20 protein-coding genes are annotated in these 23,006 nt (G+C 35.7%); 12 read left to right on the top strand and 8 right to left on the bottom strand.

Annotated features, from left to right (window positions below):
- Positions 1–41: 41 nt before the first annotated feature.
- From N4270_RS13105 to N4270_RS13120, 4 genes are all read left to right on the top strand, one after another.
- Positions 42–632 (top strand): FMN-binding negative transcriptional regulator, encoded by a 591-nt coding sequence (locus N4270_RS13105; protein ID WP_260097753.1) that lies wholly within the window; start codon positions 42–44, stop codon positions 630–632.
- Between the two features lie 32 nt (positions 633–664).
- Positions 665–1,552 carry a dienelactone hydrolase family protein gene (locus N4270_RS13110; RefSeq protein ID WP_260097754.1) on the top strand — a complete coding sequence of 296 codons (888 nt, stop codon included), beginning with the start codon at positions 665–667 and terminating at the stop codon, positions 1,550–1,552.
- Positions 1,553–1,623: 71 nt separating this feature from the next.
- Entirely contained in the window at positions 1,624–2,046 is a 423-nt protein-coding gene (locus tag N4270_RS13115; RefSeq protein ID WP_260097755.1) for a hypothetical protein, read from the top strand.
- A gap of 4 nt (positions 2,047–2,050) precedes the next feature.
- Complete coding sequence (locus N4270_RS13120) at positions 2,051–2,683, top strand: GyrI-like domain-containing protein (protein WP_260097757.1); 633 nt, start codon at positions 2,051–2,053, stop codon at positions 2,681–2,683.
- Here N4270_RS13120 and N4270_RS13125 read toward each other — a convergent pair.
- The 3 genes from N4270_RS13125 to N4270_RS13135 form a co-directional block, all read right to left on the bottom strand.
- Positions 2,673–3,311 (bottom strand): hypothetical protein, encoded by a 639-nt coding sequence (locus N4270_RS13125; protein ID WP_260097758.1) that lies wholly within the window; start codon positions 3,309–3,311, stop codon positions 2,673–2,675. The genes N4270_RS13120 and N4270_RS13125 overlap by 11 nt on opposite strands.
- A 150-nt stretch (positions 3,312–3,461) precedes the next feature.
- Positions 3,462–4,814: a UDP-N-acetylmuramate--L-alanine ligase gene (gene murC / locus N4270_RS13130; protein ID WP_260097765.1), complete on the bottom strand. Its 1,353-nt coding sequence runs from the start codon at positions 4,812–4,814 to the stop codon at positions 3,462–3,464.
- A gap of 68 nt (positions 4,815–4,882) precedes the next feature.
- Positions 4,883–5,836 carry a lipopolysaccharide assembly protein LapB gene (locus N4270_RS13135; protein WP_260097767.1) on the bottom strand — a complete coding sequence of 318 codons (954 nt, stop codon included), beginning with the start codon at positions 5,834–5,836 and terminating at the stop codon, positions 4,883–4,885.
- 191 nt (positions 5,837–6,027) lie between these two features.
- Here N4270_RS13135 and N4270_RS13140 point away from each other — a divergent pair, with 191 nt between their 5' ends.
- The gene (locus N4270_RS13140; protein ID WP_260097769.1) at positions 6,028–12,138 is read left to right on the top strand and encodes an alpha-2-macroglobulin; all 6,111 of its coding nucleotides are present in this window, start codon (positions 6,028–6,030) and stop codon (positions 12,136–12,138) included.
- A gap of 139 nt (positions 12,139–12,277) precedes the next feature.
- On the opposite strand, the gene N4270_RS13145 is transcribed toward N4270_RS13140, so the two are convergent.
- From N4270_RS13145 to N4270_RS13165, 5 genes are all read right to left on the bottom strand, one after another.
- Positions 12,278–12,826, bottom strand: a complete 549-nt coding sequence (locus tag N4270_RS13145) for a DinB family protein (RefSeq protein WP_260097771.1) — start codon at positions 12,824–12,826, stop codon at positions 12,278–12,280.
- 86 nt (positions 12,827–12,912) lie between these two features.
- The gene (locus N4270_RS13150; RefSeq protein ID WP_260097772.1) at positions 12,913–13,437 is read right to left on the bottom strand and encodes a DUF4136 domain-containing protein; all 525 of its coding nucleotides are present in this window, start codon (positions 13,435–13,437) and stop codon (positions 12,913–12,915) included.
- 158 nt (positions 13,438–13,595) lie between these two features.
- Entirely contained in the window at positions 13,596–14,309 is a 714-nt protein-coding gene (locus N4270_RS13155) for an ion transporter (protein WP_260097774.1), read from the bottom strand.
- A gap of 104 nt (positions 14,310–14,413) precedes the next feature.
- Complete coding sequence (gene obgE / locus N4270_RS13160) at positions 14,414–15,412, bottom strand: GTPase ObgE (RefSeq protein ID WP_260097776.1); 999 nt, start codon at positions 15,410–15,412, stop codon at positions 14,414–14,416.
- 202 nt (positions 15,413–15,614) lie between these two features.
- Complete coding sequence (locus tag N4270_RS13165) at positions 15,615–16,724, bottom strand: adenylate kinase (RefSeq protein ID WP_260097778.1); 1,110 nt, start codon at positions 16,722–16,724, stop codon at positions 15,615–15,617.
- 163 nt (positions 16,725–16,887) lie between these two features.
- On the opposite strand from N4270_RS13165, the gene N4270_RS13170 reads away from it, so the two are divergent.
- From N4270_RS13170 to N4270_RS13200, 7 genes are all read left to right on the top strand, one after another.
- A complete protein-coding gene (locus tag N4270_RS13170) occupies positions 16,888–18,042 on the top strand; it encodes a 5-(carboxyamino)imidazole ribonucleotide synthase (protein ID WP_260097779.1) in 1,155 nt (384 codons plus the stop codon).
- Between the two features lie 2 nt (positions 18,043–18,044).
- A complete protein-coding gene (purE, locus tag N4270_RS13175) occupies positions 18,045–18,524 on the top strand; it encodes a 5-(carboxyamino)imidazole ribonucleotide mutase (protein ID WP_260097780.1) in 480 nt (159 codons plus the stop codon).
- Positions 18,525–18,717: 193 nt separating this feature from the next.
- On the top strand, positions 18,718–19,554 hold the full coding sequence (locus N4270_RS13180) for a hypothetical protein (RefSeq protein ID WP_260097781.1): 837 nt from the start codon (positions 18,718–18,720) through the stop codon (positions 19,552–19,554).
- Positions 19,554–21,590 carry a M3 family metallopeptidase gene (locus N4270_RS13185; RefSeq protein ID WP_260097782.1) on the top strand — a complete coding sequence of 679 codons (2,037 nt, stop codon included), beginning with the start codon at positions 19,554–19,556 and terminating at the stop codon, positions 21,588–21,590. The genes N4270_RS13180 and N4270_RS13185 overlap by 1 nt, the downstream gene beginning before the upstream one ends.
- Positions 21,591–21,701: 111 nt before the next feature.
- Positions 21,702–22,205, top strand: a complete 504-nt coding sequence (locus N4270_RS13190; RefSeq protein ID WP_260097783.1) for a GbsR/MarR family transcriptional regulator — start codon at positions 21,702–21,704, stop codon at positions 22,203–22,205.
- 56 nt (positions 22,206–22,261) lie between these two features.
- Entirely contained in the window at positions 22,262–22,567 is a 306-nt protein-coding gene (locus tag N4270_RS13195) for a hypothetical protein (protein ID WP_260097784.1), read from the top strand.
- A complete protein-coding gene (locus N4270_RS13200; protein WP_260097785.1) occupies positions 22,564–22,992 on the top strand; it encodes a hypothetical protein in 429 nt (142 codons plus the stop codon). Before N4270_RS13195 ends, N4270_RS13200 begins: the two co-directional genes overlap by 4 nt.
- Positions 22,993–23,006 lie beyond the last annotated feature (14 nt).

A 23,006-nucleotide genomic window follows, 5' to 3' on the forward strand; every position in this document is an offset into this window, starting at 1 on the left:
CTTGAAATGACTTTTGATTAATTAGAAACAAACTAAAACCATTGAATTACCCACCAAAACATCATCAGGATAATGACCAAAATCACATGATTGAGGTTATTAAGACTTATCCCTTAGCTACAGTTATTTCTGTGGAAAATAATCAGCCTTTAATTTCTCATTTACCGTTGATTTATGAAGACGGAAAACTCATTGGACATATCGATATTTACAATCCGCAAGCCCAACTACTAAACAAGCATGCAGATGTAACCGTTCTGTTTTCAGGACCCGATTGCTACATTTCACCAAGTATATACAACAGCACCCAACTCCCAACATGGAACTATATTAAAGTTCATATCAAAGGAACTGTTGAAGCTATTGAAAGTAAATCGGCATTGAAGCAATCGTTAATTACGATGACCGAATTTTTAGAAGCTCCAAACCCAAAATACACTTTAGAGCCAGACAACCCCAGATTAGATCGTAATCTTGATTATATTAAAATGTTTAAAATTACAATCACCGATTGGGAAGGAAAATTCAAATTATCTCAAGACAAAAAGCCAAGTGATATTCAAAATGCCAGAGCAGAATTGATTCAAGCACATCAAAAAAGCATCCAACACTTTTTAGACAAAGTCTTCTAAATTTTGTACCTTAATACTATAAAAAACAAGCCATGAAAGATTTAAAAAAAGAAGATATAAGCCAAGACGTTTTCGATTTATACGATGATTACGCGCATAATAAACTTAACCGCAGACAGTTTGTTGAAAAACTTTCTTTATATGCGGTTGGCGGTGTTACTGTGGCATCACTTTTAAGTTTTATGTCGCCTAATTATGTAGACAGTTTACTTGTAAAACCAAATGACCCAAGCTTAGATTCAGAATATATCAACTACGAATCCCCAAAAGGTGGCGGTACAATAAAAGGACTATTATCCAAACCAAAAGACTTAAAAACCAAATTACCTGGCGTTGTTGTTGTTCATGAAAACAGAGGATTAAACCCTTATATTGAAGATGTAGGTCGGCGTACAGCAAAAGCCAAATTTATTAGTTTGGCTCCCGATGCCTTATCGCCTTTAGGTGGCTATCCTGGAAATGACGACGACGGAAGAACCTTGCAAAAGAAACGTGACCGAGCAGAAATGCTTGAAGATTTTATTGCTGCCTACAAGTATTTAAAGTCGCATAAAGATTGTAATGGTAAAGTAGGTGTTGTAGGCTTTTGTTTTGGCGGATGGATTTCTAATATGATGGCTGTGCGATTACCAGATTTGGGAGCTGCTGTGCCTTATTACGGCAGGCAACCCGCTGATGAAGATGCCAAGAAAATTAAAGCGCCACTACTATTACAATATGGAGAGTTAGATACTCGTGTCAATGAAGGCTGGCCTGCTTTTGAAGCCATACTTAAAGCCAATAAGATAGAGTATCAAGCCTATATTTATCCTGGAGTAAATCATGGTTTCCACAATAATACAACGCCAAGATATGATAAAAAAGCTGCCGAATTATCCTGGAAAAGAACTTTAGAATTTTTTAAAAAACACTTAGCTTAATGAGCTTATATTTTTAATTTTACATGATATTTGGAAACCAAATTATAGAAACAAAAAACATCCTTTTTAAAATGAAAAAATCCTTATTTGCTATCTTATTTTTCTCTTGTTTGATCATATCATGTATTCCAGATGATAGTGATTCGGGAGGTGATGATGGACCAATTACTGCTAATATTCGATTTGAAGTTGTTACAACTAGAAATTCTGAAGCGGTAATTACAACGACGATTGACAATGAAACAGACACCGAAAATGTTGAAAACTTACCTTTTAGTTTAACCTATTCTCAAACGGAAATAGAAGCTGGAACCTATCTTAGATTAACTTACCTTGAAAATGGAAGTTATAGTGTTTCTGAAGAAGGCTCTAGCTGGACAGATTACAGTGCAGTTTTAACAATATATATAAATAATAGTGTTGCTGCCACTGAAACATTTGACATTACTGAAGACAATTCCGGAGTGAAACAAATTGATTTAACAATCAACTAATAGCATGAAACACGAATGGCGTAAGCTGGAAAAGAATCTCTATCTTCCTAAGGCAAAACCTGAAGTTATAGATATTCCTGCCTATAAGTTTATCACTATCCATGGTGAGGGCAATCCTAATACTGAGCATTTTAAAACCCATGTCGAAGCGCTTTATAGCATTTCTTACGCTATTAAAATGAATCTCAAAAAATTACCAATGCCACCTAAAGGATATACCGATTATACGGTCTATCCTTTAGAAGGTGTTTGGGATATTAATGAAGCTGCTAAAAAGAACTTCAACGGTCAAATCAATAAAGACGACCTCGTTTTTACGTTAATGATTAGACAACCTGATTTTGTAGAGTCAAACTTTTTTAACGAAATGCTTGAGCTTACGAAAAAGAAAAAGCCAAATCCGCTTTTAGACCATCTCCAGTTGGAAATAATTTCTGAAGGAAAATGTGTTCAAATGATGCATATAGGCAGTTATGATGACGAACCTGCCAGCTTTAAAACTATGGAAGCCTTTGCTGAAGATCATAAGCTTTCCAGACTTTCTAAAATACATCGCGAAATCTATATTTCCGATTTTAGAAAAGTAGCTCCCGAAAAATTAAAAACAGTATTAAGATTCCAGGTTACTACTGAATAGTATAGGTATCCAAACGTCTAATAATTGCTGGTATTTCATTGCTTACATACGAAGACGTATCATAAATTAACCCAAACCCATCCGCATAATAAAAACGGTCTAATCCAGGAGACGGATCATTATCTGGTGATAATAAGGCATAACGTTCGGAGTTGATACAGATAAAACTTCCAGCCTCAACATTCATCGTACTTTCACCTTCAACTAATTGTTCTACAATATCTCCCCAGGCATTCTCACTCAACACCCGAAGCGAAAAATCATTATTGGTAAATTTGACAGTTCCATCACTTCTAACGAGGTTTCCATTATCCTCTCTTAAATATTCAAAATGCTCACCATTAGGGTTGCAAAACGTGATACCTTCTTCATTTCCGGTCGTTAATCGTCTAAATTTAAAGTAGGTGTCTCCAAATAGCTCTTCCGTAGATATAATACTAACAGAATCAATCACTCCTGTATCTTCGTAGAGTTGTGTATTGCTATTATATCTGTAATTTTTATACACCCAAGAGTTCCCAACCGTTAAAGCATAAAAATTAGCTTCAGGAGTTTCTGGTGTTGTACTATCGTTTGAACAAGAAAAAGTGAATGTAAGCGCACATAAATAAAGCAAAATACGTTTCATAATAATTGGTTTAAAGTTAATTGATTAATAAACGTAACTATGTGCTATACGATAAAATGGGTTGGTTGATTGTAAGAATAACGTTACATAATCAAGTTTATTGTTTTACTTATAAAAAAATCCGCAGTAAGAACCGCAACAACTAACCTACTAAATCAACTCTTTCACGTCCTCAAAATCGAGTCCGCCATAATTCCCAGAACTCATCAACAACAAAGCCTTGTTATTAAAGTCTTTTGAAAAGAGGTACGATTTAAAATCTTCAGGATGGGTATAAATTATCAAATCATCACGTTCAAAGGCATTAGCGATTTGCTCGTGCGTAACTTCATCGAGTTTTTTAATGGCTACGGCATGAGGCGAATAAAAGACTACAGCAACATCAGCAGCATTTAGAGCACCTTTATACTCCTTTAAAAATTCGGCATTTAAACTACTATAAGTGTGCAATTCTAAACAGGCAACTAAGGTTCTATCAGTATACTGCTCTTTTACAGCTTTAGTCGTAGCTTCCACTTTACTCGGGGAATGTGCAAAATCTTTATAGGCGACACTTGTAGCACTTTCAGCAATTTTTTCTAAACGCTTACTGGCGCCTTTAAAGGTGGAAATTGCTTCATAAAAATCATCTTCATCAATTCCCATATGCTGACAAATCCATTTGGCTCCAGCGAGATTATTAAGGTTGTGCTTTCCGAAGACTTCAATAGGCAAATCACCTTCTGGCGTTGCCAGTAATGTTTGTCCGTTCTCAACCCGATATTCAGGAGTTTGATAGGCTAATTTTCGAATCGGATTGTCACTAGCTTCTACCACCTTTTTAACTTCTGGATCTTCTTCGTTGTAATTAATACTACCACCTTGAACAATACTATCTACAAAAATGGAAAATTGCTCAACATAGTTCTCATAAGTAGGAAACACATTAATATGGTCCCAGGCAATACCACTCAACAAGGCGATATTAGGTTTGTATAAATGAAATTTTGGTCGTCTATCTATAGGTGAACTTAAATATTCATCACCTTCGAGTACTATAAAATCATTGTCTTCTGTAAGTTTTACCATCACATCAAAACCTTCCAATTGCGCACCAACCATATAATCGACATCGCGATCGTGATAATGCATCACATGTAAAACCATTGAAGTAATGGTCGTTTTACCATGACTTCCTCCAATAACCACTCGTGTTTTATGTTTGGATTGCTCGTATAAAAATTCGGGATAACTATAAATTTTAAGTCCTAAGTCTTGAGCCTTTAACAACTCTGGGTTATCGGCTTTAGCATGCATCCCCAGAACGATGGCATCTAAATTTGAAGTAATTTTTTCGGGAAACCATCCAAAGGTTTCCGGGAGTAATCCTTTCGCATCTAATCGGGATTTTGAAGGTTCAAAAATAGTATCGTCACTTCCCGTGACCTTATAGCCTTTATTGTGTAAAGCTAGAGCGAGGTTATGCATAGCACTTCCACCAATAGCAATAAAATGTACATTCATTGGTTGAATTTTGTAAATTCAAATATAGCTGTTTTTTGGCATTCCAAAAGTCACAAACTCCAAAGATTCTAGAGTTGCTCTATCTGTGCTTTCTCTTCTGTAAAGACCTCAATTTTTGGCAAGTCGGCAATTGCTTTATTAATCCATTTTAAAGCACTTTCCTTTTGGCTTTTATTTTTATAAATCTGAGCCAATCTGTAATAGGCCCAAGCCTTTGGCACACCATCTTTTGCTGAATAGTTTTCGATATAGACCAACAAGCATTTTTCACCCTTTTCTAACTGAATATTATACTCTGCACATACTTTTCCTATTTGGTAGTGCATGGCATTTCGCTGGTGTTTTTCGCCTGAGGCTTCTAAATTTCCAATAGCTTTTTCAGGCTGATTTTCTTTTTCGTACAAATTGGTTAACTTATCAAAACAGGTTAATGAGCCGCCAACATTAATCGCCAGTTTATAATACTTTTCGGCTAATTCTGGTTCATCATCATATTCGTAAATATAGCCTTTAGCCAAATAGCCATCAACTTTTGACAAGGCTTCCAATTCATTGGCATACTTGAGGGATTTGCGCTTACTACCTCCAACAATTCCTGGTAATTGCATATACAATTCAACGAGCGCCCAGCGTGTATCAATGTGTTTTGGGTCGAGTTCTGCAGCTTTTAAAAACGCCTCTTTAACATCACCAATAATTCCTAAAGCTTTCAGTTTACTAACGCTTAGTGCTTTCATCCCTAAAGCGCCTCCATATTTGTAATGGTAATTAGCATTGTTTGGCTTGCGTTCCACTAATTTCTTATACTGATCTATAGCTTCATCCCATTTTTTTTGATGACCATAGGCATCGCCAAAAAGTTCTATTCCAGTCAAATCATTTTGATGGCTTTGAACATAGCTTGACAAGAGCGTTTCGGCCTTTTTAAATTGCTGTTTTGCAATGAGAGATTTAGCCGTATCGATTGTTGACTGACCAAAGGTCAAAACAGGTAGAAAAAAAAGGAAAATTAAATACCTCATACTAATAGTTACGCAAAATAGGTGCCTTTAGTTTTTTAACCATACACTATGGTATTGTTTTTGATTTTAAAGAAACAAAGATAGGTACTTTACTATTAAAATTATTAACTTCACTCAACCAAACGACACAATGACTCATTTGTTGTTTTTTCGATTGATTTTAAGATTTAAATTATCCGAAAATTGAAATTATGAAGCCAATTATAAGCGTATTAATGATTATACTTTTTGCCAATTTTACAACTGCTCAAACTCCTGAAGATTTTTCTGAACTTTGGAAAAAAGTCAGTGATTTTGAAAGTGAAGGTTTACCAAAATCGGCATTAGAGATTGTTAAATCTATTGAAAAGAAAGCGAAAGCCAGCAACAATACACCTCAAGAAATCAAAACCCTACTCTACCGAAGCAAATACGCTTTAACCCTAGAGGAAGATGCACAATTAAGCATTTTAAACGAATTTAAAGCTGCCATTTCTAAAAGTGAAACACCTACTAAAAATGTGCTTCAAAATATATTGGCGACTTTATATTGGCAGTATTTTAACCAAAACAGATGGAAATTTTATAATCGAACCAAAACTGCTGAAAAAGTTGATAAAACCGATTTTAGAACTTGGGATTTAGAAACCTTATTCGAAACAATTCAAACGCATTATCAAGCTTCATTAGAAAACGGACTCCTTCTTCAGCAAACGAGTTTAGACACCTATGATGCGCTATTGATTGAGCAAACTAATTCTAAAATCTACAGACCTACACTTTTTGATTTATTGGCTCATAATGCGCTTCAGTTTTATAAAACCGATGAGAATACGATAACCAAACCTGCTTATAAATTTGAAATTGACACGCCAAAACTATTAAACTCGGCCGCCAATTTTGCAACTATGCGTCTGACTTCTAAAGATTCAACATCTTTACAATTACAAGCTTTAAAATTGTATCAGGATCTGATAAAATTTCATTTAAAAGACACCTCACCTGAAGCCCTCGTTGACGTCGACATTGAACGTTTAAAATTTGTAAATCAAAATGCCATTTTCGATAATAAAGAAGAACTCCTTGTAAAAGCTTTAAAAGCCGAAAGCATGCAATACAAAGCCGCTAAAGAAGCGGTGTCTGGGCTTTACGATTTTGAAATTGCTCAAATCTATCAAAACCAAGGACAAGGTTATCAGCCAAAAACGAATGAAACTAACCGATGGAAATCAAAAGAGGCGCTTGCCATTTGCGATGCTGTCATTGCCGATTATCCTAAGCATAAAGCTGCCGAAAAATGTCGCATTTTAAAAGAGCAAATTCTTGCACAAACATTACAAATTGTCGTTGAAAGTAATAACTCAATACAAACAAACGGATTGCTACTTATTAGCTATAAAAATGTTGCTGAAATCAATTTTAAAATAGCGAAGGTCAATAACTATCAAATAAGTACACTTCGGGCTTACAGAGAGAACAGATCCGAAGAACTCAAAATGCTTGAAAACCTTAAAGCTATTCATCACTGGACTTCGACACTCAAAAATGAAGGCGACTATCAAAAACACAGCACAGAAATTGCACTTCCAAAATTAGATAATGGTCGCTATGTGATTTATGGAAGTGTAAATAACGAAAGTAATACTTACGTTTTTAAGGAGTTTCAGGTCACCAATATTGCCTACATTCAAAAAGAAAACAACGAGCATATAACTTACCAAATTATCAACAGACTTACCGGACAACCAATTACTAATGCTCAGGTAAAGTTCTCGTATATCAAAAATTATCAAGGGGATTACAAATCTGAAACTTATAAAACAGATGCTTATGGCGAATTCACTATCTCAAGAGTGAAATACAATCGCACACAGGTAAAACTTGAAATTACAGCCAATAATGAAACAGCCTATTTTGAAAATATAAACGTTAATCGCTATTACAATTACAATTCTGATTCGGATACTAAAACCCGTTATAGCGGATTCTTATTTTCAGACCGAAGTATTTACAGACCAGGGCAAACGCTTTACTTTAAAGGTATTATTCTGAAAAAGAAGGCTCATAAAACTGAAATCGTCACCAATGAAACTGTAGAAGCAAAACTATATAATACCAATAACGAAGAGGTCGCTAAACTGGAATTAAAAACGAACGATTATGGTTCTGTTTCAGGAGAATTTATCTTACCTGATAGCGGACTTACCGGAAATCATTACCTACGAATCACTGGAAGCAATAACTTAAACATATATCATGGCGTTTCCGTAGAAGAATATAAGCGTCCGAAATTTGAAGCCGAATTTAATCCCGTCACTAAAACCTATAAAGTCCATGATACACTCACCGTAAAAGGTGAGGCTATTGCTTATGCCGGAAGCGCCATTACCGATGCTAAAGTCGTGTATCGCGTACACCGAAAAGTGCAATATCCAGGATGGTACTATTGGCGCAGGCCGTACTTTAACAGTGAACCACAAGAGATAACACATGGTGAAACTCTTACGGATGCTTCAGGTCATTTTGAGATTAATTTTAAAGCCATTCCCGATGAAAGTGTCGATAAATCTACACTGCCAACCTTTAGTTACGAAGTCACCGCAGATATTACCGATATTAATGGTGAAACACGAAGCGCAACCACTATTGTAAATGTGGGCTACCACGCATTAACGGCTTCTATTGGTGTTGCCAACCGCATCGACAAAACGGCAAAAAACCATCAAATTTCCATTGACACCCGAAACCTTAATGGAGAATTTGTACCAGCAAAAGGTACCATCAAAATCTATAAATTAATAGCGCCAAACGAAGTGTTAAGACCACGTCCATGGAATGCTCCAGATTATCAAGAATTTTCTAAGACGGAATTTAAATCCCTATTTCCACATGAGGCTTATGATAATGAACACGATAGTAGAAACTGGGATCAAGGAGAATTGGTATTTTCTGAAACATTTGATACCGAACAATCCAAAACACTTGATTTAGGAAAACTAAAACGTTGGGCCTCTGGAAGCTACCGCATCTTACTCGAAACTAAAGATCGTTTTGGTCAAACTGTAAAAGACGAAGCGCAGACTCATTTATATAGTGATGCTGATACAACACTTGCCGACAACACACTATTTAGTATCACAACCAGTGCGTTGGAATATAAAACCAATGAAACAGCTCAGGTCACCTTAGGCACTTCCGCTAAAGATCTGTTTGTTACGCTCGCTATTGAAAAAGATCACAACATCGTAAGCAAGCAGATTATAAATCTGAGCAACTCTAAAAAAACGATACAAATCCCTGTTACTGAATCTGATTTAGGAGGTTTCGTTGTACATTATACTTATGCTTTTCAAAATAGTTTTAGCAGCGGCCGCCTGGCTATTTCTGTTCCTTATCCTAAAACCGATTTGGAAATTGAAACCATGACGTTTAGAGACAAATTGCAACCTGGAACCGATGAAACCTGGCGTTTTAAAATCAAAGGTCCCAAAGGCGAACAAGTTGCAGCCGAGTTACTCGCCAGCATGTATGATGCGTCCTTAGATCAATTTAAATCACATTCGTGGAATTTCCATCCTATTCAATTACCTATATATTATTCTAATTACCGCTTGAATTCCGGACAAAGTTTTAAAACTCAGAATCTCACGATACGAAACTTAACCTATGGCCGTACTCCTTACGCTGTTCAAGGCTATGACCAATTGAATTTCTTCGGATTGAATTTTGGGTATGGAGGAAGATATAAGAATTACATGTTCAATCGATCCACTAGATCTGAAGCATTCTTAGTAGAAAATGATTCAGTTGAAAAAAAGCTTTCAACTGCTCCTGGTGTAGCTAATGAATCCGAAATATCATTTGGATATGATCAATTAGGTTCAGATTTAGACGAAAACTTCAGAGATGGTGATACTCCCTCACAACAAGAGAACAAAGAAAATGAAGATTTCGGTGCTGTGAAAATCCGTAAAAACCTTCAAGAAACCGCCTTTTTCTTTCCACAGCTACAAACTGATAGTGAAGGCTATGTGAGTTTTAATTTTACAACACCTGAAGCCTTAACCAAATGGAAACTTCAGTTATTAGCACATACCAAAACTTTAGAAAGTGCTACAACAACTTTAGAAACAGTGACTCAAAAAGAGTTAATGGTTATTCCTAATGCGCCACGTTTTTTAAGAGAAGGAGACCAAATAACAATAAGCACAAAAATTGCCAATCTTACCGAAAAGAAACTCTCGGGTCAGGCAAAATTAATCTTAACCGATGCCATTTCTGGAGACGATATCACTGAGCATCTTGGTATTTTACCTACTGGAGAAACAGCATTATTTTCAGTAGATCCAAAAGGAAACACACAAGCCTCCTGGACTTTAACCATTCCGTTTGATGTCAATGCTGTTCAATATAAAATACTGGCAAAAGCTGGGGATTTTAGTGATGGTGAACAAAATGCCTTACCTGTGTTAAGCAACCGCATGTTGGTTACCGAAACCTTGCCTATGTGGATAAGAAGCAATGAATCAAAGACTTTTACCCTTGATAAGCTAAAAAATGTGTCGTCGTCTACCTTAAAACATCATCAGCTGACTTTAGAAATGACTTCTAATCCGGCCTGGTATGCTGTTCAAGCGCTGCCTTACTTGATGGAATATCCATACGACTGCAACGAGCAAACTTTTAGCCGTTATTATGCAAATGCTTTAGCAAGTCATATTGCAACTAGCAATCCGAGAATTCAAGAGGTATTCAATCAATGGAAAACCACAGATGCTTTACTAAGTAATTTGGAAAAAAATCAAGAATTAAAATCGATTTTAATTCAGGAAACACCTTGGCTACGTGATGCGCAAAGTGAAACTGAACAGAAAAAACGAATCGCCTTATTATTCGATCTAAACAAAATGAATAACGAGTTGCAATCGGCAAAGCGCAAACTTAAAAATGGTCAAATGGCCAATGGCGCCTGGCCTTGGTTTAATGGCGGACGACCAAATCGTTATATCACACAACACATTATTACGGGATTTGGACATCTTGATAAACTCAATGTCATTGAAAGTGACAGCGAAGAATCTATGATTAAAAAAGCAATTGCTTACTTAGACGCCGAGTTTATTGAAGAGTACAACAACATCAAAAAATACAATCCTGATGCCGATTTATCCAAAGACCATTTAAGTTATACCCAATTACATTATCTGTATATGCGTAGCTTTTTTCCGCAGATAAAAGCCTCAAAAGAAGTTGAAGAAATCACCAAGTATTACCATACGCAAATCCAGAAATACTGGCTAAGTCGTTCACTTTATGCTAAAGGACTGATGACTTTAGTGGTTGATAGAATGGATGACAAAACCACTTCAGCAAAGATTTTAAAGTCCTTACGCGAGACGAGTATCACTTCGGAAGAATTAGGTATGTACTGGAAAGAAAACACGAATTCCTGGTATTGGTATCAAGCACCAATTGAAACCCATGCTTTGATGATTGAAGTGTTTACTGAAGCTGGTGACGTCATTCAAAGTGAAGCTAAAAATCTAGAAGATATTGACAACTTAAAAATATGGTTATTAAAAAACAAACAAACCAATCGTTGGTCTACAACTAAAGCCACAACAGATGCTGTATACGCCTTACTTTTACAAGGCAGTGATTGGTTGAGCGTTACAGAGATGGTTGCTGTAGTTTTAGGCGGAAAAAACATTGACCCTTCAACATTAGAAGACGTTAAAGTTGAAGCTGGAACTGGCTATTATAAAACCTCTTGGTCTTCAGCTGAAATCAAACCAGAAATGGCAACCGTTAAGCTTACCAAGAAAGGTGATGGTATTGCTTGGGGCGCTTTATACTGGCAGTATTTTGAAGATTTAGATAAAATCACTTCTGCTGAAACACCACTTTCATTAAAAAAGAAGTTGTTCAAAAAAGTTTATACCGCTAAAGGAGAAGAAATGACCGAAATCACCTCAGATACCAATCTAAAAGTTGGTGATTTAGTTAGAGTGCGCATCGAGTTACGAAGCGATCGTGCTATGGAATTTGTTCATATGAAAGATATGAGAGCCGCTGGACTCGAACCTATTAACGTCTTATCACAGTACAAATGGCAAGATGGCTTAGGTTATTATGAAAGCACAAAAGATGCCTCGACAAATTTCTTTTTTGATTATTTACCAAAAGGCATTTATGTTTTCGAATACGATTTAAGAGTGAATAATGCAGGCCATATGAGTAATGGCATTACTACTATACAAAGTATGTATGCGCCTGAATTTAGTAGTCATAGCGAAGGCGTTAAGGTTTCGGTTGAAAACTAATAGGCTTTTATTAAAAAATGGAAGTATCTATTACAACTGACTTGTATACAAGGTCTAACCCATAATTTGAATTATTACACTCCCAAAGCAATTCGTTTTCAGAGTAAAAAAAAGAGGCTTAAATAAAGCCTCTTTTTTTTTAGATACGTTTTACAATAAGCGCCAATTGTCCCATATGGTTAGCTTGATGTTCCATGACATGAAACCAAGCCCAATGTATATTCATTGTTCCTATTTTTTCTTTAAACCATGCATCATCTTTTGTTTTTAATAAGGCTTTTGTTTTAGCCCTTACTTCATCATAAATCTCCAAATAATACGAAATTGGTTTTCCTTTAAACTCTTGTCGGGCTTTGTCTCCAAGATTCAAAGCCGTATCCCATTTTCTACGTTCTTCGGCATTAAATCCGCGATTTTCAATCGTATAAACCTGGTAATAGGCTTCGGTTGCTGCTAAGTGATAAATAATTGCTCCCGGACTATTAGCATGGTCATCTAAAAGAAAATCTGTGCCGTTTTGGTCCAGATTTCTAACATTTCGTTCGACACGTGCTTTTAAATTATCTAACATCGATATCATTTGTCCGATATCATCAGAATAGCCTTTAGGAACTTCGATCACAGATTGCTGAGCAAAAACCGAGCTACAGGCCAAGAACAGTACGAGTAATAGTGATGTGATTTTCATAGTTGTTGATTTAAATTCTTTTAAAAATAAAACAACGTCTGCACACCAATACTAGGGTTAACAAGACCTTAACGCAAACTAAAGCTCTAATTTGATTCTGGCGGAAAGCCTTCAAGTACTTTTTCTACGATAGCAACAAACTGTGCTTCTTTTTTTTCGGGAGAGGCCTTAGGTTTATAATTTGATTCAGAAACTGCTTGCCAAAAGAGGCCGTTTTTATTCTCATCAACAAATTCAAAGACTATTTCGCGTCCAAGCTGACTTTGTCCAATGGGCAATCCAATTGAAATGCCACCACCCACATTTCTACCAGTGCCTCCTACTCCAACACCCACATTATTGTTGCGTTGTTGCTGAAATTCTAGGCTTTTTATATCGATAAAAAAATCTGGGTTTTCGGCTAAAGTATAACCTCTTCGTTGCATGGCTTGATCGATGGCTTCAAGTAAGCGTTTATCGTCGAGCTCACTCATTCCTGTATTGAGATTAGCGTAGTAATTATAGGTTTTATAAGCCGTAAAGTCGGTCGTTTTTTCGTAATCATAATTAACACGAATGGAAGCACAAGACGTTACTACAACTAGGGTAAGTAATAGGCATAAGTATTTCATTGCTTTTTTATTTTAAAGATAATGAAAAATCATTCTAAACATATAAATTTAACGTTAGCAGTTGCGTTAGCGATTGTAGAGAAAATCCTTTTTGCAAAAAAGATTGCAACGTAAAGCGCGACCATTTGTAGCCTAAGCGAAGAATGGTAACGCCCCAATTAATCATCGGATTCTTTTTTATCAATAGAGGTTGTCAAGGCAGATGAAATAATTCCTGTAGGAATGGCCACAATACCCAAACCAATCATCAAAATAAAAAAGGTAAAAACTTTGCCTCCAACTGTGATGGGATATACGTCACCATAACCTACAGTTGTTAAGGTAATTATGGCCCACCACAAGCTATCAAAAATAGATGAAAAATGTTCTGGTTGCGCTTCATTTTCAAAGTAATAAATCCCGATGGCTGCAAAATAAATTAAGATAAGTGTGATAAAAATAAACAAGAAAATTTGTTCTTTAGCTGAAGCGATGGCATTGGTAAAATGGTTGATAGCCTTATTATAGCGTACCAGTTTAAGGATTCTAAATAACCTTAAAAATCTTAAGGCTCTTAAAGACCTTAAGTCGACTCCAAACGACAAATAAAACGGAAGAATGGCAAGGAAATCTATGATTCCGAAAAAACTAAAAATAAATTTCAGTTTGTGATTTGCTACATAAATACGCAGCAGGTATTCTATAGTAAAAACAATCACACAAAAGACTTCAACAGATTGAAGTATGGTTCGGGTTTGTGGTTTTAAATCAGGAATTGTTTCTATCGAAAACGTGATGATAGAAATTAAAATTAAAACCTGGATAAAAATTGAAAAGTAGCGACTCTTCTTATTATTGTTGATTTCGACAATGCTTTTGATGTATTGTTTCATTATGTTGGCTGGCTGTGAATTTCAAATTTACATCTTAGTCTTTAAAAAACCAACACTCTAAAAATCAAACTTCTATAAATTATTTTAGATGAGAATTGTAAAACTTACTCGTTTAATAGTTTCCAGAGTTTGTCTTTTAACTGGGTAATGCCTTGCTGTGCGACCGAAGAAATAAACATGTATTCTATAGGAAGTATTTTATCTAATTCTAATTTAAGTTCGGCTTTTAATTCGTCATCTAGCATATCGCTTTTAGATATCGCAATCATGCGTTCTTTGTCCAACATTTCAGGGTTGTAACGTTTGAGTTCGTCGAGTAATATGTCGTATTGTTTACGAATATCATCGGCATCTGCAGGAATTAAAAACAGTAAAATTGAGTTCCGTTCAATATGTCTTAAAAAGTAATGCCCAAGACCTTTTCCTTCGGCTGCTCCTTCGATAATTCCAGGAATATCGGCCATAACAAAAGTTTGAAAATCGCGATATTCGACGATTCCTAAATTGGGTTTTAGTGTGGTAAATTCATAGTCGGCAATCTTAGGTTTTGCAGCTGTGATGACCGATAATAACGTTGATTTTCCAGCATTTGGAAAACCAACTAAGCCCACATCGGCTAAGATTTTAAGCTCAATAGTAATATGTTTCTCTTCGAGGTCTTCGCCAGGTTGTGCGTAGCGTGGCGTTTGATTACGTGAATTTTTAAAATGCCAGTTACCTAAGCCTCCTCGACCACCTTGAGCTACGATTTGCTCTTCACCATCTTGCGTAATTTCAAATAAAACTTGATCGGTTTCGGTATCTTTTATCACAGTTCCTAAAGGCACTTCTAAATACACATCTTCGCCATCGGCTCCTGTGCTTCTACTTTTACTTCCGTGGCTACCATGACCTGCACGTGCATGACGTTTAAACTTTAAATGTAATAACGTCCATAGATTAGAGTTTCCGCGGATAATAATATGACCACCACGACCACCATCACCTCCATCTGGGCCTCCTTTTTCAATAAATTTCTCACGGTGTAAATGCGCCGAACCTTGTCCGCCCTTTCCAGAAGACACATGCATTTTAACGTAATCTACGAAATTCCCTTCAGTCATTTTGTTTTGTTATTTGATTTGTTGTGGCGCTTAGCTGATACACTACTTTATCAATTAAGATTTTTCACGTTGTAGCATTTCTAATTCATTGACAAAAAATGCTGGTATGTCCATAAGAAAGCGCTAGCCGTGAAGCATCATAATTTAAAATACCTATTGCCTTTTATTAAAAAGTGCCTGTAGAAGCAGGCAAACATTTCAATTAAAGCTTATCTATCACATTATTAAGTCGCTCAGTGATTTCGTTAATGCTTCCAACGCCATCAACACCATAATATTTATCTTGAGCAGCATAATAGTCTTTTAAAATTGCTGTTTTTTTGTAGTATTCTGTGATGCGATTTCTAATGATTGATTCGTCGGCATCATCTTTTCTTCCGCTGGTTTTTCCACGTTCTAAAAGGCGTTCTACTAAAACTTCATCATCAACTTCGAGCGCAATCATCGCATTAATTTGCGAATCTTTATCCTCCATTAACTGATCTAGAGCTTCGGCTTGTGCATTCGTTCTTGGAAATCCATCAAAAATAAAACCTTTAGCATCGGCATTTTTTTCAACCTCAGCGTTAAGCATGTCGATGGTTACCTGATCTGGAACTAATTCGCCTTTGTCCATAAAAGACTTTGCGAGCATCCCTAGAGCAGTTTCATTTTTTATATTAAATCGAAACACATCTCCGGTTGAAATATGAATCAGATTGTATTTTTCTTTTAAAAAATTGGCTTGTGTTCCTTTTCCTGCTCCTGGAGGTCCAAATAGCACTAAGTTAGTCATGTGTTGTGTTGTTTTTAATTGATATATAGCTGGCAAGTCACGTCCTAATCCGTTGTAATCTAATCCGTAGCCAACAATAAATTTATTAGGAATTTCTAATCCGATATAATGTAACTTATAATCTTTTTTATAAGCTTCTGGCTTGTAAAAGAGCGTCGCGATTTTTAACTCATCAACCATTTCATTTTCAAAAATGCGATGAATGGCCTCCAAAGTATTCCCAGAATCGATAATATCTTCCAGAATAACGACTTTTCTGCCTGATAAGTCTTGAGTTAAACCGATGAGACGTTGAATATCTTCGGAAGACTTTAAACCTTCATACGATGCTAATTTTATAAAAGTCACCTCGCAAGGTTTAGGATATTTTTTTACAAAATCGCTCACAAACATAAACGACCCATTTAAGATCCCAACAAACACAGGCACTTCGTCTTGTAAGTCGTTTGCAATCTCATCTACCATTCGCTGAACAGCAGTATCAACTTCCTGTTCAGAAATAAAAGATTTAAAGTATAAATCGTGTAGTTTAATCAATTGATTTTGATTTTAAAAAGGCAAAGATAATGATTTGATTTTCGATTGACGATTTTCAATTTATGATTTTAGAATTTTGTTATGGATTTAGTGTATTTTTGTGTCACAAAAGCAACATTAAATCTAAAAAAGGTTTCTATTTTCACAGAAACAACCTAAGTTGATGAACTATTTTTCTTCTAATTTTAAACTCGGTATTCTTGGTGGTGGCCAATTAGGCAAAATGATGCTCTACACCACAAGACAATTTGATATCACCACTCATGTTATGGATGCCAGCAACGAAGCGCCTTGTAAAATTGCTTGTAATCACTTTGTCTTGGGAGACTTAATGGACTTTGATGCGGTTTATAACTTCGGAAAGCAAGTTGACCTCCTTACCTTTGAAATTGAAAATGTAAATGTCGATGCTTTAGAGCAACTGGAAAAAGAAGGGGTTCGTGTATATCCTTCGTCGAAAACCTTACGAACCATTCAAAATAAGGCCACACAGAAATTGTTTTATCGAGATCATAATATCCCAACTTCAGAGTTTACCCGATTTGCTTACCGTTCTGAAATTGAAGATGCTATTGATAATGGCGGACTCGAATTTCCTTTCGTTTGGAAAGCCGCACAATTTGGATATGATGGGAATGGCGTTAAAATAATTCGTCAGTTATCCGATTTAGAGAATCTGCCCAAAGGCGAATGTATTGCAGAAGATTTAGTTCCTTTTAAAAACGAACTAGCCGTTATTGTTGCCAGAAATAAAGCTGGAGATGTCAAAACATATCCCGTTGTAGAAATGGAGTTTCATCCAGAAGCCAATCAAGTAGAATATGTGATTTGCCCTGCCAGAATTGAAGATGCCGTCGCAAAAAAAGCAAGAGCAGTTGCCATGAATGTATCCCAAGCATTTAAACATGTAGGTTTATTAGCCGTGGAAATGTTTCAAACAAAAAATGATGAGATTCTGGTCAATGAAGTGGCACCGAGACCACACAATTCTGGGCATCAAACCATTGAAGCAAGCTATACATCGCAATTTGAACAACATATTAGAGCGATTTTAAACCTTCCTTTAGGTAAAACTGAAAGCAAAGTGGGTGGCATTATGGTAAATCTGGTAGGAGCCGAAGGCCATACAGGTGATGTTCATTATGAACATATAGAAGACATTATGCAACTAGAAGGTGTAACACCACATATCTACGGAAAAAAACAAACCCGACCTTTCCGAAAAATGGGACATGTTACTATTGTTAACGAAGATATTAACGAAGCAAGAAAAACTGCCGAAACTGTAAAGAAAACTATTAAAGTGATAAGCCAATAACTATGAGTAAAGTAGCCGTAATCATGGGAAGCAAAAGCGATCTTCCTGTCATGCAAGATGCCATAGACATCTTAAACGAATTTAAAATTGAAGTCGAAGTTGATATTGTTTCTGCTCATAGAACTCCTGAAAAATTATTTGAGTTCAGTAAAAATGCACATTTAAAAGGAATTAATGTCATTATTGCCGGAGCTGGTGGCGCTGCACATTTACCAGGCATGGTCGCCTCATTATCACCGTTACCTGTTATTGGTGTCCCGGTAAAAAGCAGCAACTCTATTGATGGTTGGGATTCTGTGTTATCAATATTGCAAATGCCTGGTGGAGTTCCTGTAGCAACAGTAGCGCTTAATGGTGCAAAAAACGCCGGAATCTTAGCTGCTCAAATCATTGGAGCCTCAAATAGCGATGTGCTAAATACAATAATCGATTATAAAGAAAGTTTAAAAGCTAAAGTGATTGAATCTTCAAAAAATTTGTAGGCAAACAACCACAAAAAAAACCTCGCTTTTACACGAGGTTTTAGAGCTATTAATCAATTCTTACTAAATCTTAAAAATATAAGCTTTAATAATACCGCAAAAGTAAGCATTAATCTCACATCATGGTCTTAATGTTTAGTTAATGAAATAGAAACATTTAATCATAAAAATCCTACATAATACATTCATTTCAATGAAAAACATCTCTGGTATCTTCTTACTTTTTCTAGTGTTTAACTGTACTTCTAATCCGCATTTAAAGACCTATACTGCTGAAATTTCAGCATTAAAAACCGAATCAGACAAAGAACAATACTGGAAAAAGCTACATCATTTAGATCAAACCGTCTACCTTAAGGAAACAAAAGGCGCCATGGCTGGTGATTCTATTTCATTGACCAATATGATGCGAACAGCTTTAATGTTTGAAATTCATGGTGACGAAGTGTATAAGTTGCACAACTTAGTTCCTATATTAAACTTTACACACAACTACATTGGAGATTCTAACCTTGCGTTTTGGCCAATCATTCTAAAATGCAAAAATGTTGGTGGCTCTATCGATCAATTTGGTGGTGGTTTTCCAGCGTATCAGCTCGAAGGCATGTCGATGAGTTTTTATGATTATTCTCTGTCTGGTAAAGATTCAGAATTTCCACGTTTATTAAAAAAGCTGGAGGATAAAGTTTATCCAAAAGTGAGTATCGAACTTGCCAAAATTTACGAAGAACAGTTCGCCTTAAGTTCACTGAAAGAAAAGAAAATTATTGGACAATGGAATCGTCAACCTGCCAAAAACTTTGAAGATGGCGGACCTTTTGAATTTGTAAACATGTCTGATGGTAATTTGTATATCAGACATAGACATCGGCTTCAAAAATTGATTGAAATTTCAAAAACCGATACCATAACAACCTACAAAATTAAGAACGAACCCTTTGATTGGACTTATCAACTATCAAATCATACCTTACGCTTGGTTGACGATTTAAATACCACATTAATCACCTACAATACGTTTAAAAAATAATGAACATACTTAATTCTAAATTCGACACACCTTATCATACAGCGCCTTTTTCTAAAATTAAAAATGAAGATTATTTACCTGCATTTAAAAAAGCCATTGAAAAAGCACGAGCAGAAATAGATGCGATTACATCAAATACTGAAGTGCCAACCTTTGAAAACACCATTGAAGCTTTAGATTTTTCTGGTGAAGAATTAGACCGTTTATCTAGTATCTTTTTTAATCTGAATAGTGCCGAAACCAACGAAACCATTCAGAAGATTGCACAAGAAGTATCGCCACTCCTTTCAGAATTTAGCAACGACATCACTTTAAATGAAGACTTATTTAAACGTGTCAAAACGGTTTACGACCAAAAAGCAGATTTAGATATAACAGTTGAACAAAAAACCTTACTCGATAAAAAATATAAAGGCTTTTCCCGAAATGGAGCTAATCTTTCCGAAGCTAAGAAAACGCGACTTCGAGCGATCGATAAACAATTGAGTCAACTGAAACTCAAATTTGGTGAAAATGTATTAGCTGAAACTAATAAGTTTGAATTGCATCTTACCAATGAGGCAGAGCTTTCTGGCTTACCTGAAGGCGCTAAAGAAGCAGCACAACAATTAGCCGAATCTAAAGGTAAAGCGGGTTGGTTGATTACCTTAGATTATCCGAGTTATATTCCGTTTATGACCTATGCAGACAATCGTAAACTCAGAAAACAATTAGCCATTGCGGCAGGTGCAAAAGCTTTTAAAGATGACGCACTAGACAATCAAGACAACGTGCTTCAAATTGCCAAATTACGTCATGAACGTGCTAACTTACTAGGTTATAAAACCCATGCACATTTTGTATTAGAGGAACGTATGGCCAAAACACCCGAAACCGTTGAAAATTTCCTGAATGAACTTTTAGACAAAGCAAAACCCGCTGCAGAACGTGAGTTTCAGAATTTAGAACGTTTTGCTAAAGATTTAGATGGGATTGATCATCTTGAAAAATGGGATGGTGCTTATTACTCTGAAAAATTAAAACAGAAGCTTTTTAGTTTAGATGACGAACAACTCAAACCGTATTTTAAATTAGAAAACGTAATTGATGGCGTATTTACTATAGCTGAACGTTTATACGATCTCAAATTTGAAGCTATTGACAACATCGACAAGTACCATGACGATGTACTAACGTATAAGGTTACAGATCTTAAAGGAGAATTAGTGGCTATTTTCTATGCAGATTTCTTTCCTAGAGCAGGCAAACGAAATGGGGCCTGGATGACGGTTTACAAACCACAGTACATTAAGAATAACGTAAATGACAGACCTCATATTTCTATCGTTTGCAACTTTACAAAACCAACAAAAACAAAACCATCGCTGCTCACCTTTAATGAGGTAACCACTTTATTTCACGAATTTGGCCATGCTTTACATGGGATGCTTGCCAATACGACTTATCCGAGTTTATCAGGAACAAGTGTATACTGGGATTTTGTAGAATTACCATCTCAAGTATTAGAAAACTGGTGCTATGAAAAAGAAGCTTTAGAATTATTCGCTACACATTATGAAACCGGAGAAGTGATTCTTATGGAACTTATCGAAAAAATAAAAGCCTCAGCAACTTTTCATGAAGGAATGCAAACTTTGCGACAGATTAGTTTCGGATTATTAGATATGTCCTGGCATGGACAAGATCCAACAGCGATTACCAATGTAAAAGCACAAGAGTTACAAGCTTTTGAAAACACAAAACTGTATCCTGACGTCGCAGAAAATTGTATGAGTACTTCATTTTCTCACATTTTTCAAGGTGGATACAGTTCGGGATATTACAGTTATAAATGGGCTGAAGTTTTAGACGCTGATGCCTTTGAATACTTTTTAGAACAAGGTGTTTTTGATAAAGACGTGGCGACTAAATTTAAAAATCATGTGCTATCTCAAGGCGGTATTGAAGATCCAATGACCTTGTACAAACGATTTAGAGGAAAAGAACCACAACCTGATGCTTTATTGAAACGTGCTGGACTCATTGAAAAAGCTTAACAATTAAACCGAAGTGTAACAGCTTCGGTTAATTTTTAAAAATAAACTTTCAATAATTATTGAAAGTTTAAAATATTTTATATATTTGCCATATCAAACACATTAATCAGCATGAATTACAACGAAGCCAAAATAAAATTTGTAAGTACCTGGGGAAGCTTAGGTTCGCTTTGGGGTATTAATAAAGCAATGGCTCAAATTCAGGCCTTACTCTTTATTTCTACCAAGCCTTTATCTATGGAAGATATCATGGAAGACTTAAAAATTTCGCGTGGTAATACGAGTATGAACTTACGACAGTTAATGGATTGGGGCATTGTTACTAAAGAGATCATTCCTGGGGAACGTAAAGAATATTTTACAACCGAAAAAGATGTACAGGAATTAGCAAGAATCATTGCAAAAGAGCGTAGCCGTAGAGAAATTCAGCCTGTCATCAAAGTTTTAAAGGAAGTTTCTTCTATTAAAGATGACGGCACAGAAAAAACAAAAGAACTCATCAAACAAACCAAAGCCTTACACGATTTAACTGAAACCGCAGATGATATGATTAATAAAATAGTGAATCAAAAACAAAACTGGGTTACCAAGTCATTACTCAAACTTATTAAATGAAAAAATTTTAAATCATACTTTCAATTTTTTCTGAAAGTTTAATAACTATACAAATCATGAAAATTTTATTAAATATCTCACGCTTCATTAATGTTATAGCATTACTATTTTTAATTCTTGGACCTTATGGTATTGCAATCACAGGCTTTTTACAACTTATAGCTGCTCTTATATTTTTAATTGTCTTTCCTAAAAACATTTTAATCTATATCTACTTTGCGGTAGTTGGCTTGTTCTTTTTACTTTGGAATCGTGAGCTTGACACTTGGTTATTTATAATTCCTATTCTCTTGATATTCTACTTAAGCTATCTCATTCATTGGAACAAACCTATTAACACTTTAAACACTTTAAAATCATGAACATTCAAATTCCGAACTGGCTTATTATCTTAGGAGGCTGCGGACAAATTTTCACAGCTCTCATCTACCCTTATATTCGTCACCAAGTTTTCGATTGGTATAATGATGTTAAAAAATTAAAGCCTTTAAATCAAGAAATAGCCAAAACTTATGGCCGTTACATTCAAGGTTTAAATTTCGCTTTCGGTCTGATCGCTATTCTGATTCCTAACGAATTAAAAAACCAAAGTAGTTTAGCGATAGCGCTTACAGGTCTCATCGCTGCATATTGGATAGGAAAAGTTGCAACGCAAATTGCCTATTACCCTATGTACGACATTCCAAAAAAACAACTTTTTAAAATAGGAGGAATAGGTATGAATATCCTATTTGTGCTCTTTGCTCTGGTTTATTCATGGCTCTTAATTTTTAATCTGAATTTATAATCTTTTTACACTCA

Origin of the sequence: Psychroserpens sp. SPM9, from assembly GCF_025153525.1 — a bacterium.
Lineage (GTDB): Bacteria > Bacteroidota > Bacteroidia > Flavobacteriales > Flavobacteriaceae > Psychroserpens.

Excerpts from the sequence above, each read along its gene's own strand:
- N4270_RS13180 (WP_260097781.1), top strand. The coding sequence starts at position 18,718 with ATGAAAAACATCTCTGGTATCTTCTTACTTTTTCTAGTGTTTAACTGT.
- obgE (WP_260097776.1), bottom strand. The coding sequence starts at position 15,412 with ATGACTGAAGGGAATTTCGTAGATTACGTTAAAATGCATGTGTCTTCT.
- purE (WP_260097780.1), top strand. The coding sequence starts at position 18,045 with ATGAGTAAAGTAGCCGTAATCATGGGAAGCAAAAGCGATCTTCCTGTC.
- N4270_RS13140 (WP_260097769.1), top strand. The coding sequence starts at position 6,028 with ATGAAGCCAATTATAAGCGTATTAATGATTATACTTTTTGCCAATTTT.
- N4270_RS13190 (WP_260097783.1), top strand. The coding sequence starts at position 21,702 with ATGAATTACAACGAAGCCAAAATAAAATTTGTAAGTACCTGGGGAAGC.
- N4270_RS13125 (WP_260097758.1), bottom strand. The coding sequence starts at position 3,311 with ATGAAACGTATTTTGCTTTATTTATGTGCGCTTACATTCACTTTTTCT.
- N4270_RS13115 (WP_260097755.1), top strand. The coding sequence starts at position 1,624 with ATGAAAAAATCCTTATTTGCTATCTTATTTTTCTCTTGTTTGATCATA.
- N4270_RS13145 (WP_260097771.1), bottom strand. The coding sequence starts at position 12,826 with ATGAAAATCACATCACTATTACTCGTACTGTTCTTGGCCTGTAGCTCG.
- N4270_RS13195 (WP_260097784.1), top strand. The coding sequence starts at position 22,262 with ATGAAAATTTTATTAAATATCTCACGCTTCATTAATGTTATAGCATTA.
- N4270_RS13110 (WP_260097754.1), top strand. The coding sequence starts at position 665 with ATGAAAGATTTAAAAAAAGAAGATATAAGCCAAGACGTTTTCGATTTA.
- N4270_RS13200 (WP_260097785.1), top strand. The coding sequence starts at position 22,564 with ATGAACATTCAAATTCCGAACTGGCTTATTATCTTAGGAGGCTGCGGA.
- N4270_RS13120 (WP_260097757.1), top strand. The coding sequence starts at position 2,051 with ATGAAACACGAATGGCGTAAGCTGGAAAAGAATCTCTATCTTCCTAAG.
- N4270_RS13135 (WP_260097767.1), bottom strand. The coding sequence starts at position 5,836 with ATGAGGTATTTAATTTTCCTTTTTTTTCTACCTGTTTTGACCTTTGGT.
- N4270_RS13170 (WP_260097779.1), top strand. The coding sequence starts at position 16,888 with ATGAACTATTTTTCTTCTAATTTTAAACTCGGTATTCTTGGTGGTGGC.
- N4270_RS13150 (WP_260097772.1), bottom strand. The coding sequence starts at position 13,437 with ATGAAATACTTATGCCTATTACTTACCCTAGTTGTAGTAACGTCTTGT.
- N4270_RS13185 (WP_260097782.1), top strand. The coding sequence starts at position 19,554 with ATGAACATACTTAATTCTAAATTCGACACACCTTATCATACAGCGCCT.
- murC (WP_260097765.1), bottom strand. The coding sequence starts at position 4,814 with ATGAATGTACATTTTATTGCTATTGGTGGAAGTGCTATGCATAACCTC.
- N4270_RS13155 (WP_260097774.1), bottom strand. The coding sequence starts at position 14,309 with ATGAAACAATACATCAAAAGCATTGTCGAAATCAACAATAATAAGAAG.